The 15690-nt window shown below is 64.0% G+C and carries 12 protein-coding genes; 6 read left to right on the forward strand and 6 right to left on the reverse strand.

The window, feature by feature from the left end; genetic code table 11:
* Positions 1-167 precede the first annotated feature (167 nt).
* The 6 genes from HNO52_RS10015 (at position 168) to HNO52_RS10040 (ending at position 6518) form a co-directional block, all read left to right on the forward strand.
* Positions 168-1319, forward strand: coding sequence for an acyl-CoA dehydrogenase family protein (locus HNO52_RS10015; protein ID WP_197568973.1), 1152 nt, complete (start codon positions 168-170; stop codon positions 1317-1319).
* Entirely contained in the window at positions 1319-2920 is a 1602-nt protein-coding gene (locus HNO52_RS10020; protein ID WP_197568974.1) for a class I adenylate-forming enzyme family protein, read from the forward strand. Before HNO52_RS10015 ends, HNO52_RS10020 begins: the two co-directional genes overlap by 1 nt.
* Positions 2917-3342 carry a PaaI family thioesterase gene (locus HNO52_RS10025; RefSeq protein WP_197568975.1) on the forward strand — a complete coding sequence of 142 codons (426 nt, stop codon included), beginning with the start codon at positions 2917-2919 and terminating at the stop codon, positions 3340-3342. The genes HNO52_RS10020 and HNO52_RS10025 overlap by 4 nt, the downstream gene beginning before the upstream one ends.
* Complete coding sequence (locus tag HNO52_RS10030) at positions 3339-4727, forward strand: hypothetical protein (protein ID WP_197568976.1); 1389 nt, start codon at positions 3339-3341, stop codon at positions 4725-4727. The genes HNO52_RS10025 and HNO52_RS10030 overlap by 4 nt, the downstream gene beginning before the upstream one ends.
* A gap of 100 nt (positions 4728-4827) precedes the next feature.
* Positions 4828-5577: an electron transfer flavoprotein subunit beta/FixA family protein gene (locus tag HNO52_RS10035; RefSeq protein ID WP_197568977.1), complete on the forward strand. Its 750-nt coding sequence runs from the start codon at positions 4828-4830 to the stop codon at positions 5575-5577.
* A 14-nt stretch (positions 5578-5591) separates the two neighbouring features.
* Positions 5592-6518, forward strand: a complete 927-nt coding sequence (locus tag HNO52_RS10040; RefSeq protein WP_197568599.1) for an electron transfer flavoprotein subunit alpha/FixB family protein — start codon at positions 5592-5594, stop codon at positions 6516-6518.
* A 98-nt stretch (positions 6519-6616) separates the two neighbouring features.
* On the opposite strand, the gene HNO52_RS10045 is transcribed toward HNO52_RS10040, so the two are convergent.
* The 6 genes from HNO52_RS10045 to HNO52_RS10070 form a co-directional block, all read right to left on the reverse strand.
* Complete coding sequence (locus HNO52_RS10045) at positions 6617-7738, reverse strand: acyl-CoA dehydrogenase family protein (RefSeq protein WP_197568978.1); 1122 nt, start codon at positions 7736-7738, stop codon at positions 6617-6619.
* Between the two features lie 9 nt (positions 7739-7747).
* Positions 7748-8941 (reverse strand): acyl-CoA dehydrogenase family protein, encoded by a 1194-nt coding sequence (locus HNO52_RS10050; protein WP_197568979.1) that lies wholly within the window; start codon positions 8939-8941, stop codon positions 7748-7750.
* On the reverse strand, positions 8938-10359 hold the full coding sequence (locus HNO52_RS10055; RefSeq protein WP_197568980.1) for an enoyl-CoA hydratase/isomerase family protein: 1422 nt from the start codon (positions 10357-10359) through the stop codon (positions 8938-8940). The genes HNO52_RS10050 and HNO52_RS10055 overlap by 4 nt, the downstream gene beginning before the upstream one ends.
* 8 nt (positions 10360-10367) lie before the next feature.
* The gene (locus HNO52_RS10060; RefSeq protein ID WP_197568981.1) at positions 10368-12392 is read right to left on the reverse strand and encodes a TRAP transporter permease; all 2025 of its coding nucleotides are present in this window, start codon (positions 12390-12392) and stop codon (positions 10368-10370) included.
* A gap of 65 nt (positions 12393-12457) precedes the next feature.
* Entirely contained in the window at positions 12458-13618 is a 1161-nt protein-coding gene (locus HNO52_RS10065; protein WP_197568982.1) for a TAXI family TRAP transporter solute-binding subunit, read from the reverse strand.
* Between the two features lie 280 nt (positions 13619-13898).
* Positions 13899-15611, reverse strand: coding sequence for a SulP family inorganic anion transporter (locus HNO52_RS10070; RefSeq protein ID WP_197568983.1), 1713 nt, complete (start codon positions 15609-15611; stop codon positions 13899-13901).
* Positions 15612-15690 lie beyond the last annotated feature (79 nt).

Raw genomic sequence — 15690 nt, forward strand, 5'->3', positions numbered from 1 at the left:
CATAGTAAAACATGGTTCCGTTTTATTGACTGCCATCCTAGGCTATGCAACAGTGCATGGCAATGAAAAGCGGTCTTTCATTCTGCTATGCGAAATATGGGCAGATGAAGCCTGACATTTCAAGGCCTCTCGGCCAGATCAGCCCCGTTATTTCGTGAGGACATACCATGATTCGCGATCCTGAACTGCTCGATCAGCTCATCGACACCATTTCCCGCTTCGTGCGCGAGCGCTTGATACCCAACGAGGCACGCCTTGCAGAAGAGGATGCCGTGCCGCCCGAGCTGCTGGAGGAAATGAAGGAGATGGGCCTGTTCGGTCTGTCGATACCCGAGGAGTTCGGTGGCCTGGGGCTGACCATGGAGGAGGAGGCGCTGGTCGCGATGGAAATCGGCAAGACCTCGCCGGCCTTCCGTTCGGTGTTCGGTACCAACAACGGCATCGGCGCCCAGGGCATCTTGATCGACGGCACGCCTGAACAGAAAGCGCGATACGTGCCACGCCTTGCCACTGGAGAGCTGCTCAGTTCCTTCTGCCTCACCGAGCCCGACTCCGGTTCCGATGCCGCCAGCTTGCGCACCACGGCGGTACGAGATGGCGACCACTACGTGCTCAACGGCACCAAGCGTTTCATCACCAATGGCCCCGAGGCCGATGTCTTCACCGTTATGGCGAGAACCGACCCGAGCAACAAGGGTGCTGGTGGAATCACGGCGTTCATCGTCGAGGGCGACACCCCGGGACTCAAGCGCGGTCCTGCCGACAAGAAAATGGGGCAGAAGGGGGCCCACACCTGCGACATCATCTTCGAGGACTGCCGGGTCCCGGCCGAGAACATTATCGGCGGCCGTGAAGGGCAGGGCTTCAAGACCGCGATGAAGGTCCTCGACCGTGGCAGATTGCATATCTCGGCGGTCTGCGTGGGCGTAGCCGAGCGCCTGGTCGAGGAATCACTGAACTACGCCATAGAGCGTAAGCAGTTCGGCATGCCGCTGGCCGATCATCAGTTGATCCAGGCCATGCTCGCCGACAGCAAGACCGAGGCCTATGCCGGCCACAGCATGGTGCTCGACGCCGCTCGGCGCAAGGATGCCGGCGAGAACGTCTCTACGCTGGCTTCCTGCTGCAAGCTGTTCTGCGCCGAAATGGTAGGGCGCGTCGCAGACCGTGCGGTACAGGTGCACGGTGGCGCCGGCTACATCGCGGAATACGCGGTGGAGCGCTTCTATCGCGACGTGCGGCTGTTCCGCATTTACGAGGGCACCACTCAGATCCAGCAACTGGTGATCGCCCGCAACATGGTGCGGGAGGTGAGCTGATGGCACTTTCGCTGACGCGCCGGGCACCGGATGAGGAGATCTTCGGCCGTCTGGCAAGCGAACTGGTGGCCGAGTTACCCGAGCGGCTGAGTTCCCGGGTGCTGCACAACGCAGACCGCTTGGCGGGCCTGCCAGCGCTGGTCGATGGTGAGGTGTGTTGGAGCTATGCCGAACTGGGTCGCGAGATCCGTGCCGCAGCCGAGTGGCTCGACGCCTTGGGCGTACGTCCCGGGGATCGCATCATGACCGTGAGCGAAAACGGCCGGGCGCTGGTCGCGCTGCTGCTGGCGGCCAGCGAAAGCGATGTCTGGGTGGCCATCGTCAATTCGCGTCTTTCGGCCCTCGAGATCGATGCGATCCGCGACAATTGCCAGCCGCGTCGGGTGTTTTATACCAGCGAGGCATCACCGGACGCCGATGCTCACGGCCTGCGGCATGATGCCGAGGTATACGACCACCCCTCGCTGGGTCGGCTGAGGCTGTCGGAGCCTGCCGAGGTGGCGCCTGAACCGGTGGCTTGCAGTGGGGCCGATCAAGTCGCGGCGATGATTTATACCTCGGGTACCACCGGAACACCCAAGGGCGTAATGCTGACCCACCGTGGCATTCTATATATTGCCTCGCTCTCGGGCGGCATGCGCCACTTGGGGCCCGGTGAAAGAGTCTATGGCGTGCTGCCGATGTCCCATGTGTTCGGCCTGTCGTCGGTGTGCATGGGGTCGCTCTACAACGGGGCCTGCCTCTATACCGTGCCACGCTTCGATGCCTCTGCCATGCTCGTGGCGCTGCAACAGGAGCGCATCACCGTGCTGCAGGGCGTGCCGGCCATGTTCGCGCGCACATTGGAATTCCTACGACGTGAACGGCGCCCGCTCGTGGCGCCCGAATTGCGCTATATCTCCGCTGGCGGCTCACCGCTAGATGGCGACCTCAAGCGTCGCGTGCAGGCATTGTTCGGGCTCACCCTGCACAATGGTTATGGTCTCACCGAAGCGAGCCCGACCATCAGCCAGACCCGAATCGACGACTGCTTCGACAACAATACCGTGGGACGCGTACTGCCGCTGCTGGAGTATCGCCTCGAAGCGCTGGGTGATGCCGGGGAGGATGAACCGAGCCATGAAGGTGCCGGCGAACTCTGGGTGCGTGGCCCCAACATAATGAAAGGCTACTTCCGCCAGCCGGCTGCCACCCGCGCCTGTCTCAACGAGGACGGCTGGTTGAATACCGGTGACATCGCCCGCTTCGACGCGAACGACCAGCTCTATATCGTGGGGCGCAGCAAGGAGCTGATTATCCGCTCCGGTTTCAACATCTATCCGCCCGACGTCGAAGCGGTGATCAATGAGCACCCTGACGTCACCCTGTCGGCAGTGGTGGGACGCCAGGTGGAGGGAAACGAGGAAGTCGTGGCCTTTATCCAGTGCGAACCCGCTTCGACTGTCAGCGAGGCGGCGTTGCGCGAATTCATCGCTGAGCGGCTCGCCCCGTACAAGCGCCCGACACAGCTGGTACTGATGGACGTACTGCCGGCCACGGCCAGCGGCAAGATTCTCAAAGGCCGTTTGCGCAGCCTGGCCAGCCGCGAGGGCAACGCATGAGCGAAACCCGCCAAGCGGCACTGATGGGATACCATGAGTTACTCGGCATGCAGGTCGTGGAGTGGTCTGAGGGGATTGCCGTGGTCGAGCTGGTGGCGGACCCACGCCACCTCAACCGCAGCGGGATCGTGCATGGTGGCGTGCTCACCTCGATGCTGGATAGTGCCCTGAGCCTCGCCGGGCTCCACTGCCCGCTGCCGGGGCGCGTGCGCCGCGGCATGACGCTGTCGCTGACTACCACCTTTGTCGGGCCGGCTGGAGCCGGCGTGCTGCGGGCCACCGGTCGGGTGCGCGGCGGCGGACGCAAGGTCTACATGGCCTGCGGTGAGGTGACCGACGCCGAAGGTCTTCTGCTTGCCATGGGCGAAGGCGCCTTTCGTCGCCGCAGTGGCAGCGAGTCGCCGGAGGGAGTGGCCGAGTGATATTGGTACGGTGGCGTACCGGCCTGCTGGTGGTGGTCACGCTGACCACACTGTGTCATCTGGTCATCGGCAGCCCGCCGTTGCAAGCGCTTGGCGTGTTCGCCCTGGTGGGCTACCTGGTAACCCTGAGGGGAGACTTCTCCTCCATGGCGTACGGGCTGCTGCTGGTCGCCGGCTTGTTGACCCTGGTCGTGCTATGGCGCACCGAGACGCCGGGCCGGCTGCTGTACGAGGCGGCGGGGCGCTTTGCCTTCTTTGCCACCTTCGTGGTGGCATTGAGCCTGCTGCGCCTGCCGGCCTATCGCTCGCGGCTGGTTCGCCGCTGCGGTGGGGCGATGCTATTGCAGCCTCCAGGCCGCCGCTATCCGTTCCTCTCGACCGGCTCGGCGCTGTTCGGCATCATCCTGAACATTGGCGTACTCAACCTGTTTGCCGGCATGATAGAAAAGAGTAATACCCTTGCCGCGGCCCAGGGCCGCGGCTGGGTCCGTCGGGCTCGCCAACGGCGGATGTTGCTGGCCTTGCTGCGCGGCTTCTCGCTGGCGCCGCTGATTTCGCCCATGGGGATCGGGGTGGCAGTCGTGCTCTCCAATCTACCCGAGCTGAGCTGGCTCGACTTGGCCCCCTATGTGATCGGTGCCGCATTGGTCATCTTCCTGGTCGGCTGGGGTATGGACCATGTCACCGGCCCGCATCCCGTTACGCAGCCATCGGCACTGCCGGCTCCTTCGTTGGCCCCGCTGGGACAGTTCTGCCTGCTGCTGCTGGGCATTGTCTCGCTGGTCTTCCTGCTCGCTTGGGTTCTGGACGTGCGCTTGCCGATTGCCGCCCTGCTGGGGGCGCCATTAGGAGCTTATGCCTGGCTTGCGTGGCAGCGCCGCCGTCTAGGCCTGCTGGGGGTGCCGGCGGCGCTCGCCACGCTGCGACGTCAGTTGCCCTGGCTGCTGGCGCCGAGTGCTAATGAGATTGTCGTGCTCGGTGCCGCAGGCTATCTCGGGCATCTGTGCGTCACGCTGGTGCCGGTAACAAGCCTCGGTCCGCTCATGAATTTCATGGCCCCCTTTGGGGCGGCCAGTGCCGTGCTGGCAATGCTGTTGGTGATGGGCCTGGCTCAGGTCGGGGTCAACCCCATCATAACTGTCACCCTGCTGGTCGGTCTGTTGCCGGAACTCGATATCACAGGCCTGTCGCCGGCGCTGCTGGGCGCGTCGCTGATGGTGGGCTGGGCGCTGGCGCTGATGTCCTCGCCGATGACGGCGTCGATGCTGATACTGTCGCGCTTCAGCGGTGTCGCCTCGACCCACATCGGCTATCGTTGGAATGCACGTTTCTTGTTGGCCTGCATTCCGCTGCTGTCCGGTTGGTTCCTTTTCGCGCCCTGGTAGGGCGCCCGAGGCTTGGCCTCACAATTGTGGTACTCCGCTTTGCGGAAATTCATCTCGGCCTGCTCCGCCAGGCCGATGGACATGAATCGGGAGAGAGCCTATGAAAATCCTCGTCGCGGTCAAACGCGTCATCGACTACAACGTCAAGATCCGCGTCAAGGCGGATCACTCCGACGTCGACCTCACCAACGTCAAGATGGCCATGAACCCCTTCTGCGAGATCGCCGTGGAAGAGGCCGTGCGGCTGAAGGAGAAAGGCGTGGCCACCGAGATCGTCGCGGTGACCATCGGCCCCAAGGCCGCCCAGGAGCAGCTGCGCACCGCGCTGGCGCTGGGTGCCGATCGTGCCGTGCATGTCGAGACCGAAGAGCGCGTCGAGTCGCTGGCGGCAGCCAAGCTGCTGGCCAAGGTGGTGGAAGAGGAGCAGCCCGGGCTGGTCATCCTCGGCAAGCAGGCCATCGACACCGATAACAACCAGACCGGCCAGATGCTCGCCGCGCTCGCCGGCCTGCCCCAGGGCACCTTCGCTTCCGAAGTGCAGGTGGACGGGGACAAGGTCCAGGTCACCCGCGAGATCGACGGCGGCCTGCAGACCGTCGAGCTGACCCTGCCGGCCATCGTCACCACCGACCTGCGCCTCAACGAGCCGCGCTACGCCAAGCTGCCCGACATCATGAAGGCCAAGAAGAAGCCGCTCGACGTCAAGACCCCGGCCGATTACGGCATCGAGGTGGCCAGCAAGCTCACGCTGCTCAAGGTCGAATCGCCGGCCGAGCGCAAGGGCGGCATCAAGGTGGGCTCCGTCGACGAGCTCGTGGACAAACTCAAGAACGAAGCCAAAGTGCTTTGAAGGGAGCCGATTTCATGAGCATCCTGGTTTTAGCCGAACATCACGACGGCGTCCTGGTTGGCGCTACCGCCCACGTGGTTGCCGCCGCCCAGGCCATCGGTGGTGACATCGACGTGCTGGTCGCGGGCGAGAACGTCGGCGCCGTGGCCGATGCCGCGGCCAAGCTCGACGGCGTGAACAAGGTCCGCGTGGCCGACAACGCCGTCTACGCCCATCAGCTGGCCGAACCGCTGTCTGCGCTGCTGGTCGAGCTCGCCGGCGACTATTCCCATATCCTCGCCGCCGCCTCCACCACCGGCAAGAACGTGCTGCCGCGGGTCGCCGCGCTGAAGGACGTTAGCCAGCTCTCCGAGATCGTCGAGGTGGTCGACGCCGACACCTTCAAGCGCCCGATCTACGCCGGCAACGCCATCGCCACGGTCAAGAGCGCCGACAGCCTCAAGGTGATCACCGTGCGCAGCACCGGCTTCGATGCGGTAGGTGAAAGCGGTAACGCCGCCATCGAGAGCGTCGACACGGTGGTCGACAACAGCCAGTCCACCTTCATCAAGCAGGAACTGGCCCAGAGCGATCGCCCCGAGCTGGCCGCGGCCAAGGTGGTCATCTCCGGTGGGCGCGGCATGGGCAGCGGCGAGAACTTCAAGCTGCTCGACGGCATCGCCGACAAGCTGGGTGCCGCCATCGGCGCCTCGCGCGCCGCGGTGGACGCCGGCTTCGTGCCCAACGACATGCAGGTGGGGCAGACCGGCAAGATCGTCGCGCCGGAGCTCTATATTGCGGTGGGCATTTCCGGCGCCATCCAGCACCTGGCCGGCATGAAGGACTCCAAGGTGATCGTCGCCATCAACAAGGACGAGGAGGCGCCGATCTTCCAGGTGGCCGATTACGGCCTGGTCGGCGATCTGTTCGAGATCCTGCCGGAGCTGGAAAGCAAGTTGTAAGCCTCATTTCGTTTAATGAAGCCGGCCGTGAGGCCGGCTTTCAAGCAAAAGGCCCCGCGAGGGGCCTTTTGCATGTCGACAAGCTGACCACGAACGTGTCAGGCGGCGGTAAGCCGTTCGCTGACGAATTCGAGGTGATGGTCCACGTCGCCCAGGTAATGGTCGAACATCATCAGTCGCTTGGCATAGTGGGAAATACTGCATTCATCGGTCATACCCATGGCGCCGTGGAGCTGAATGGCCTGCTCGGCGATAAAGCGCGCGGCCTCGCCGCAGTAGGCCTTGGCCGCGGCAATGCGGTAGTCGCGTTCGCCGGCAGGGCGCTCGAGACTGGTGGCGGCGAGGATGGCCATGGAGCGGGCCTGCTCCAGGTTCAAGTGCATATCCACCATGCGATGCTGCAGCACCTGGAAACTTGCCAGAGGCTGGCCGAACTGGCGACGCTCCTTGAGAAACGCCAGGGTCTGCTCGCAGGCGATTTGCATGCTCCCCACCGCCTCGGCACAGAGCGCTGAGCGGCCCAGAGCCAGAGCAGCGTCGAGGGCTTCGCCGGCGTCTTCGGACAGGCAGGCGTCCAGTGGCAGCATGATGCCGCTGAATTCGATGTCGCACGCTGCACGGCCGTCGAGCGTTTGATAATCGCGACGCGTGAGAGCGTCGCTATCGACGGGCACCAGGAAGATACCGAGCCTACCTGTGGCGAGGCGAGCGGTGATCAGCAGCGCCTCGGCCGAGGCAGCCGCCAGCACTACCTGCTTGGTGCCCTCGAGTACCCAGCCTTCGGCCCGACGCTCGGCGCGGGTGGCGATGTCATGGGCGTCATAGCGGGCCTCGGTTTCCTGCCAGGCCAGCGCCAAGCGGCACTCGCCGGACAGCAAGGGGGTTAGCCAGCGTGTCCGTTGCTCGTCGTTGGCCAGACTCGCCAGCAGCGTGCCCGGCAGGAGCAAGGCGTCCAGGTAGGGTTCGCTGATCAAGCCCTTGCCCAGCGACTGCATTACGATCATGGCATCGATGCCGCCGCCGCCCAAGCCGCCAACCGCTTCCTGGAACGGCAGCTGCAGCAGGCCCAGCTCAGCGAAAGTGCGCCACAGGGGAGATGGCGCACTGGAAGCGGCATTCCTAGCGTGCTGATCGACGCGGGGCAATCCTTCCTGGTCGGCAATCAGGCGCTCCAGGATGTCGGCGAGCATACGCTGCTCGTCGCTGTAGGAAAAATCCATGTGGGCTCCTTACATGCCGAGTAGAGTCTTGGCGACGATGCTTTTCTGAATCTCGTTGCTGCCGCCGTAGATCGAAAGCTTGCGCCGATTGAGATACTGGGCGCCGGCGGCGGCATTTTCGGCCTGCTCGGCGTCGAGCTGCGCGTCGCCGAAGAGAAACTCCGGGAAGAACGGCAGCGCCGCCGGGCCCAGCGCGCGGCGGGTCAGCTCGCTGAGCTCCTGGCGCAGCTCGGACCCTCGCACCTTGAGCAGAGAGCTCTCGGCGCCGGGGGCGCCGCCGTCGCGTGCGGCAGCGAGTACCCGTAAGTGCGTGACTTCCAGCGCCATCAGCTCGAGCTCCGCCTTGACCACGCGGTGACGGAAGCTGGGCAGCTCGAGCAGTGGCCGGCCGCGATGTCGAGCACGACTAGCCACCGACTTGAGATGACGCAGCGCCTGCTTTGCGTGGCCCAGTCCGGCGATGCCGGTGCGTTCGTGGGTAAGCAGGAACTTGGCGCAGGTCCAACCCTGACCCTCCTCGCCGACGCGGTTGGCGACCGGTACGCGCACCTCGTCGAGAAACACCTCGTTGACCTCGTGAGCCCCGTCAAGCGTGATGATGGGCCGAACGCTGAGCCCCGGGCTTTGCATGTCGATCAACAGGAAGCTGATGCCGGCCTGCTTCTTTGCCTCGGGGTCGGTACGCACCAGGCAGAACATCATGTTGGCGTGCTGGCCCAGGGTGGTCCACGTCTTTTGTCCACTGACCACGTAGTCATCCCCATCGCGCACGGCCCGGGTGCGCAGGCTGGCCAGGTCGGAGCCGGCACCGGGCTCGGAGTAGCCCTGGCACCACCAGTCGTGGTTGGCGAGGATGCGCGGCAGATAGTGGCGCTGCTGGTTCTGGTTGCCAAACTTCATTATCACCGGCGCGACCATGCTGACACCGAAGGGCACGATTGTCGGCGCGTGAGCCGCGGCGCACTCCTCATCGAAGATGTGTCGTTCCACCGGGCCCCAGCCCGGGCCGCCATGCTCCTCCGGCCAGTTGGCACCGAGCCAGCCACGCTGACTCAGGAGGTCCTGCCAACGGATGTGATCGTCGGCGGAGAGCCGTCGGCCGAGTCTCACGCGTTCCCGGATGTCTAGGGGGAGATCGGAAGCCAGGAAATCCCGGACTTGCTGGCGAAACCTTTTCTCATCGGGGGAGAAATCAAGATTCACGAGGCGTGTCCTCCAAGAGTGGCCTGGCGGTGAGGGCCACCCAGGTGGCGCGGGTAGTCGAACGCCTCGATGGCAAGCAGGTCGATATCGCTGTCGCGGTAGGCCCAGCCGCGGCTTGCCAGCATCAGGCTGGCGGCGTCCATTGCCGCATGCGGGTTGGGCCGATTGTCGCGGATCGCCTTGTCCAGTGCCGCCAGCAGGCTACCCCGACGGCTCACCACGACCCCTTGGCGCAGCGCCTTCAGCGCATTGGCGACGGCCTGCTGCTGGTCGGGACCGGCGCTCAGAGCGACCAACTCCGCCATGCCTCCCTCGCTAGGCACGATCAGTGCCATGGCGCTGCCGATAGTGTCGAGATCCTCAGCTTCGCTGGGCGATAGCAGAGCAATGCGCAGGCAGTGTGCGGGGCACGCCGTATCGGCACCGGGGGCGAGGAGGCAGGCTTGCGTGTCGGCATCGGGACTGTCACTCAGTTCGATGCCGGCGCGCTCGGCCTTGGCTTTTAAACGCTTGAAGAGTGGATGCTCGCCGAGCAGGGCCATGCGAGTCACCGCGGGTGCCTCGCCGGCGTCGGGGACCTTGTGAGGCGCGCGAGCGGCGAAGAAGGCGTGGATCAGCCCGGCACGCTGGGGAGAATCCATGCACGCGACAAACAGTGCGCGCTCGCGGCTCAGCCCCTCGGCCAGGCTGCCTTCGCTGCTGGCGGCGATGGCATCGACACAACGGAAGGGTGAGAAGAGCTCCGGCACCTCGGCTGTGAGCTTCGCACGGTAGCGTTCGACGGCCGCGTGATTAGCCGTGGGTGGCGGAAGTTCGCCGGTGACTCGCGGCGTTCGCCTGCCGTCGATCACGTCGCGTGCCGCTGCTAGCCCGGCCTCGAGCGGGCTACCGAACTCCAGCACGGCGTCGACGATGCCGAGCTCGAGTGCTTCCTCGGCCGATGCGAAGCGACCGCTGGTGATCAGGTCCAGCGCCGCCTCGATACCAGCAAGGCGCGGCAAGCGCTGGGTCCCCCCGGCACCGGGCAACAGGCCAAGCTTGACCTCGGGCAGACCGACCTTTGTGCCTGGCAATGCCACGCGCAACTGGCATCCCAGCGCCACTTCGAGCCCACCTCCGAGTGCCGTTCCGTGCAGCGAGGCGACAATGGGCTTAGCGCTGGACTCGAGGCAAGCAATCACCTCGGGCAGGATCGGCGCCTGGGGTGGCTTGCCGAACTCACGGATATCGGCACCGGCGATGAAGGTGCGGCCGCGGGCAACCAGCACCAGCACCAGGGCGTCGGGGTCACCGTTGCCCTGGACGACGGCATCCATCAGGCCTTGGCGAACGGCCTGACCGAGGGCATTGACCGGTGGGTTGTCGATGGAAATGACACCGATGCCATCCTGGCATTGATAGGTCACGGGGCTGGTCATGCAATACCTCATGAATCGATGGGGGGCGTCAGGCGCGTCTCTCGCTGCCCTGCCTGTCGCTGGCTCCAGCGTGAAATGACGACGGCCGGGACCAGCGCGGCGAGCGCGAAGGTGAACAGTTCGAGCTGGCTCAGCGGCACCATGCCGCCGCCGGGCAGTGCGAGCATGAGGCCGGCCAGCAACACCAACGGCCGAGCCACGCACTCCGAGACCATGCCGATGCCGAGGCGGCCCACGCCGATCAGGTAGCCCTGCATGGCGGAGGCGAACAACACGATGCCCACTACCGCCTGGACGAAGACCAGACCGATCTGCAGCGCATCGCCCTGCATGATCAAGGCCGGGTTGAGCACGAACAAAAACGGTATGAAATAGATCACGCTGCCCAGGCGCATGGCCTGCAGGCCGGTGGCCATGGGGCGAGCCCCGGCCACGGTAGCGGCGGCGAAGGCGCCGAGAGCGACGGGGGGCGTGATGAAACTGAGCATGCCCCAGTAGAGGATGAACATGTGCACCGCCATGGGATCGAGCCCGCCGCCTTGGATCAGGGCGGGTGCCAGCGCCACGGCAAGGAAAATGTAGGCGGCGGTGACGGTCATGCCGATACCCAGCACGAAGCTGGTCAGCGCCCCCATGATCAGCAACAGCGGCACGCTGCCCCCGGCGATGTGAATGAAGTCGTTGGCGATGGTGCCGGATAGCCCGGTCATCGACAGCGCGCCGACCAGCATGCCTACGCCGGCGAGGATGGCGATCAGCTCGGCGAACAGCTTGGCCGCCGAGGAGAGCGACTCACCCAGCTCGCGCAGCCCCCAGCGGTTGCGCCGCGAGAACTGATTGAGCACCAGCAGCAGTGCAGTAGCGTAGAACGGCGCCACGGCTTCGCGCTGCATGATCAGCAGCATCCACACCAGCAGCGCGAAGACAAAGATAAAGTACCAGCCCTGCTTGAGGGTCTGCCAAATCGAAGGCAGCTCCTCAGCGGGCAGACCCTTGATGTCATGGCGTGCAGCATAGGCGTCGATCTGGATGAACAGGCCGAGGAAATACAGTATCGAGGGGATGACGGCAGCCAATGCCACAGCGGCGTAGGGTACGTCGAGGAACATCGCCATGACGAAAGCAGTTGCTCCCATTACCGGCGGCATCAATACGCCACCGGTGGAAGCGCAGGCTTCCACGCCGCCGGAAAAGGATCGCCCCATCCCGATGCGACGCATGGCGGGAATCGACAACACACCGGTGGTCAGCACGTTGCTGATCACACTGCCGCTCATCGAGCCCATCAGGCCGCTTGAGAAGATGGAAACCTTGGCGGGGCCGCCACGTACGTGTCCCAGCAGGGCGAAGGCCAGGTCGATGAAGAATTTTCCGCCCCCGCTTTTCTGCAGCACCACGCCAAAGACAAGGAAACCGATGACCAGGCCGGCAAAGGCCTGCAGCGGTACCCCCATGATGCTTTCGGTACTCATGGTGTGATACATGGCGGTCTCCTCCAGGGTGGAGGGGAACGCCTGTATTGGCCCCGGCACGATATCCGCGACCAGGGGGTAGAGCGAGAAAGTCGCGGCGATCACGGCGATGGGCCAGCCTCCGGCGCGACGAGCGGCTTCGATGATCAGCAACCACCAGGCATAGCTGGCGATGATCGCAGTATCGGGTGCGGCGAAAGCCCAGCCACGCTCAAGGATCGACTCGGCATTGTAGACGAAATAACCACCGACGATCAGCGTTACGAGGCTCAACGCATAGTCGTACCAAGGTACCGGACGATACTGAAGCGACGACTTGATGGGCCACAACAGGTAGACCAGAGGCAGCAGCAGGGCCACTACGGCGTAATAAAACTGGGTTTCCAGCCCGGTAACGAAGCGAAGCCACCCCAGGTTGAACAGATAATCCAGGGTCATCAGCATCAGCACCACCGTCACGGCGCCTGGGATCCAGCGCAGGGCGGTAGGCAACGGGCGAACGTGAGTGACCTTTTCCTTGAGCTGGCGGGGCGACTCGGGGGGGGATGATGCGGTGGTCATGGCGGCGTCCGTGAATCGGGAGAGGGGCGGCGAAGCCGCCCCGGGATCAGGCTTTTATCGGCTGTTCATTCAAATACGGGATCGAAGCCGGCATCGCTGAGCGCTTTCCCGCGCGCATCCATCCAGGCCTTGCTGAACTCCTCCTCGTCGTCAGGGGCGTCGGTGAGAAAATCGTCCCATGTCTCGAGCAACAGGTCCTGGCGCGCGATCAACTTGTCCTGGTGAGCCTGCATCTCCTCAGTCCATTCGTCGATTTCCTTGTAATACTCGACCACGGCGTCATGGAAGGGCAGGACCCAGGTGAGATCCTGGTGTTCGAAGGCATAGCCCACGGCGCCGGGGGCGGCATCCTTATAGTCGTCATAGTTCTCCTGCAGCGCCTTGATCAGGCCATAGGCGACCTTGTCGTCGAGATCCTGGTTGGCCACCACGATCGGATAGGGGTAACTGGCGCTGGGTACGGGATTGTCGGCACTGACGTCGCCGGCCCCGGCAGTGACTTCGTGGGGCTGGAAGTACGGCGCCACTGCCAGCATGCGCTCCCACCCCGCGGCGTCATCGGGATCCAGTACCGGCCAACTGATGCCGCGCGGGCTGCTGGCGAGTTGCTGGGCGGGCGGTGTCACGGAAGTGGTGAAGGAGGCGTCTACATCGCCAGCGATGATGCCGTCGAAAGAGCGTGCATAACCCGGGTAGTCGACGCGCTCGACGTCGTCCCAGGTCAGGCCGCCGAACGCCAGGTAGGCCTCGGTTCCCTTGTTCAAAGCGTCATCGCCGCGTATATACGCGATTCGCTTGCCGGCGAGGTCCGCCGGGGTTTCCACGCCGATATCTCCGGCCACGGCCAATGACAGGCCGAACGAGGCGGTAGAAGTAGTGATGACGCGGATCGGCTGCGGGCCCCAGTCGCGATCGGCGAACATCAGTACACCCTCGGCACCGTAGTAGCTGGCGATACCGCAGGCACACAGGTCGACTCGGCCCTGCTTGAGGGGCGTCATGCGCGACACGTCGTTGTCGCCGGGAAGAACGCGAACCGAGGTGCCGTACTGGTTCTGCAGCATGTTGCCGATGGCGACGGCTTGGGCATAGCCGCTGGAATTGGTGCCGTAGGCCGTCCAGGCCATGGTGCCGGGCAGTTCAACCTCGTTGGCTTGGACCATGCTGACTGAGAACAGCGCGAGGGGAAGTGCGGCGAGAACGCTAGAGCGAGACAGCTGGCGCATAGAAGGCTCCTGTGCTGTTGAAGTGGTTATTGTTTTGCTGTGCGGTATTGGATTCCGAAATCTGTGATCGATACTAGGAAGGCGCTGCGTCGGTGTCAACGCATGCCAGGTAAAGAGACCTCATCGAGTTTTCGCTAGGCGGAACGTGACTTTTCGGTGAGACAAGAATGTCGAGAAAAGAAGGGGTTGCCCGAGTCACCCAGGGAACGCTGACGCGAGATGATCGACCAAAGTATAGGGTTGAGCCGCTCGAGTGAGCGGCCTTCCTACGCCTGGCGCACTATTCCGAAGAGCGAGAGAGTTCCCGCCAGGCGGCGTAGCTGCTGAGGAAAACCCGTCCGGTCATGTCGTCGAGAAAATCGCTGCGCTTGAGCCGATCCATGACCGGCCCCTTCACCTCGGCCAGGTGCAGCATGACGCGTGAGTCATTGAGACGGGCATTGATGGCATCCAGGCTCTCGAGCGCCGAGGCATCGATCAAGTTTACCGCCGAACAGATCAGCACGACGTGCTCGAGTTCGGGCCGCGTCGCCACCAGGTCGTAGACGGTATCCTCCAAGTATCGAGCATTGGCGAAGTAGAGGCTCTCGTCGATGCGCAGCAGTGCTACGTGGCTGACGCTCTCGGTTTCGTGGCGCTCCACGTTGCGGAAGTGCTCGGTACCGGGTATACGACCGACCAGGGCACTATGCGGGCGGCTGGTGCGGTAGAGGAATAGCCCGATGGAGAGCGTGACCCCGCCGAGAATGCCGGCTTCGACGCCCTCGACCAGGGTCAGCAGGATAGTTATGGCCATGGCCGAGAAATCGCTGCGCGAATAGCGCCAGGTCTGGCGGATCATGGCGACATCGATCAGGGTGATGATCGATACCGTGATGGTGGCCGCGAGGGTGGCAATGGGCAGGTAATGCAGCGCTGGAGTGAGGAGCAGCGTTATCGCTCCGATGCCGAGCATGGCGAACAGGCCTGCCAGCGGCGTCTGGGCACCGGCATCATGGTTGATTACCGTCCGCGTCAGGCCGCCGCTGACGGGCATGCCGGCCGTGAATGCCGCCGCCAGGTTGGTGCCGCCAAGGGCCAGCAGTTCCTGGTTGGGCGAGATGCGTTCGCGGCGGCGCGCGGCGAGCATCTGGCCCATCGAAACGGACTCGACGAAGCCAACGATGCTGATCAATAGCGCCGGCACCAGCAGGGCTTGCCACAGTGCGGCGTCGAAGCTGGGCAAGGTCAGCGGTGGCAGGCCTTGAGGGATTTCTCCGATCACGGTCACGCCGCGCTGCTCGAGCCCCCAGTGCCAGGTTGTCAGGGTGGTAATCAGCACGGCGAAGACTGGCCCGGCCCGAGTCAGCAGGTCGGCTATTTGTCCGGGCAGACCGAGTCGACGCAGGCTGGTCCGACCGTACTGGCGCGTCAGCAACAGGAAGCAAAGGCTCCCCAAGCCGATGGCGAGGGTTGGCCAGTGCAGTTGGGGCAGATTCTGAACCAGCTCCATTAAACGCGGCAGCAGTTCCCGGGCAGCCAGCTCGATGCCGAGCAGATGGCCGATCTGACTGGCGGCGATGAGGATGCCCGAGGCCGAGAGGAAACCGCCAATCACCGGGTGACTGAGGAAATTGGCCACGAAGCCCATTCGCAGTAGCCCCATGATGATCAGGATTGCACCCGACAGCAGGGAGAGCACCAGTGCGGCTTGCAGGTAATCATTCGTGCCCGGAGTGGCCACGCCGGAGAGTGCCGCACCAGTCATCAGCGCGATGATGGCGACCGGCCCGACGGCCAGGGTGCGACTGGTGCCGAGTAATGCGTAGGCTAGCGCCGGAAGCAGGCTGGCATAAAGCCCGACGACGGCCGGCAGACCGGCGAGTACGGCGTAAGCCAGGGACTGTGGTATCACCATCACGGTAACGATGAAGCCCGCCAACAGGTCGGCAGCGCCGAGGCGGCGGTTGTAGTGAGGCAGCCAGGTGAGGATCGGTAGGTAGCGTCTGAGCATCCCGTCTCTTGTGTGGCAGGGTAGGGGGACAACCAGACTAAACGATATTGGTGATCGAGTTGAGTCTTGGTTAGCATCA

The sequence above is a fragment of the Halomonas sp. MCCC 1A13316 genome (assembly GCF_014931605.1).
Classification (GTDB): domain Bacteria; phylum Pseudomonadota; class Gammaproteobacteria; order Pseudomonadales; family Halomonadaceae; genus Halomonas.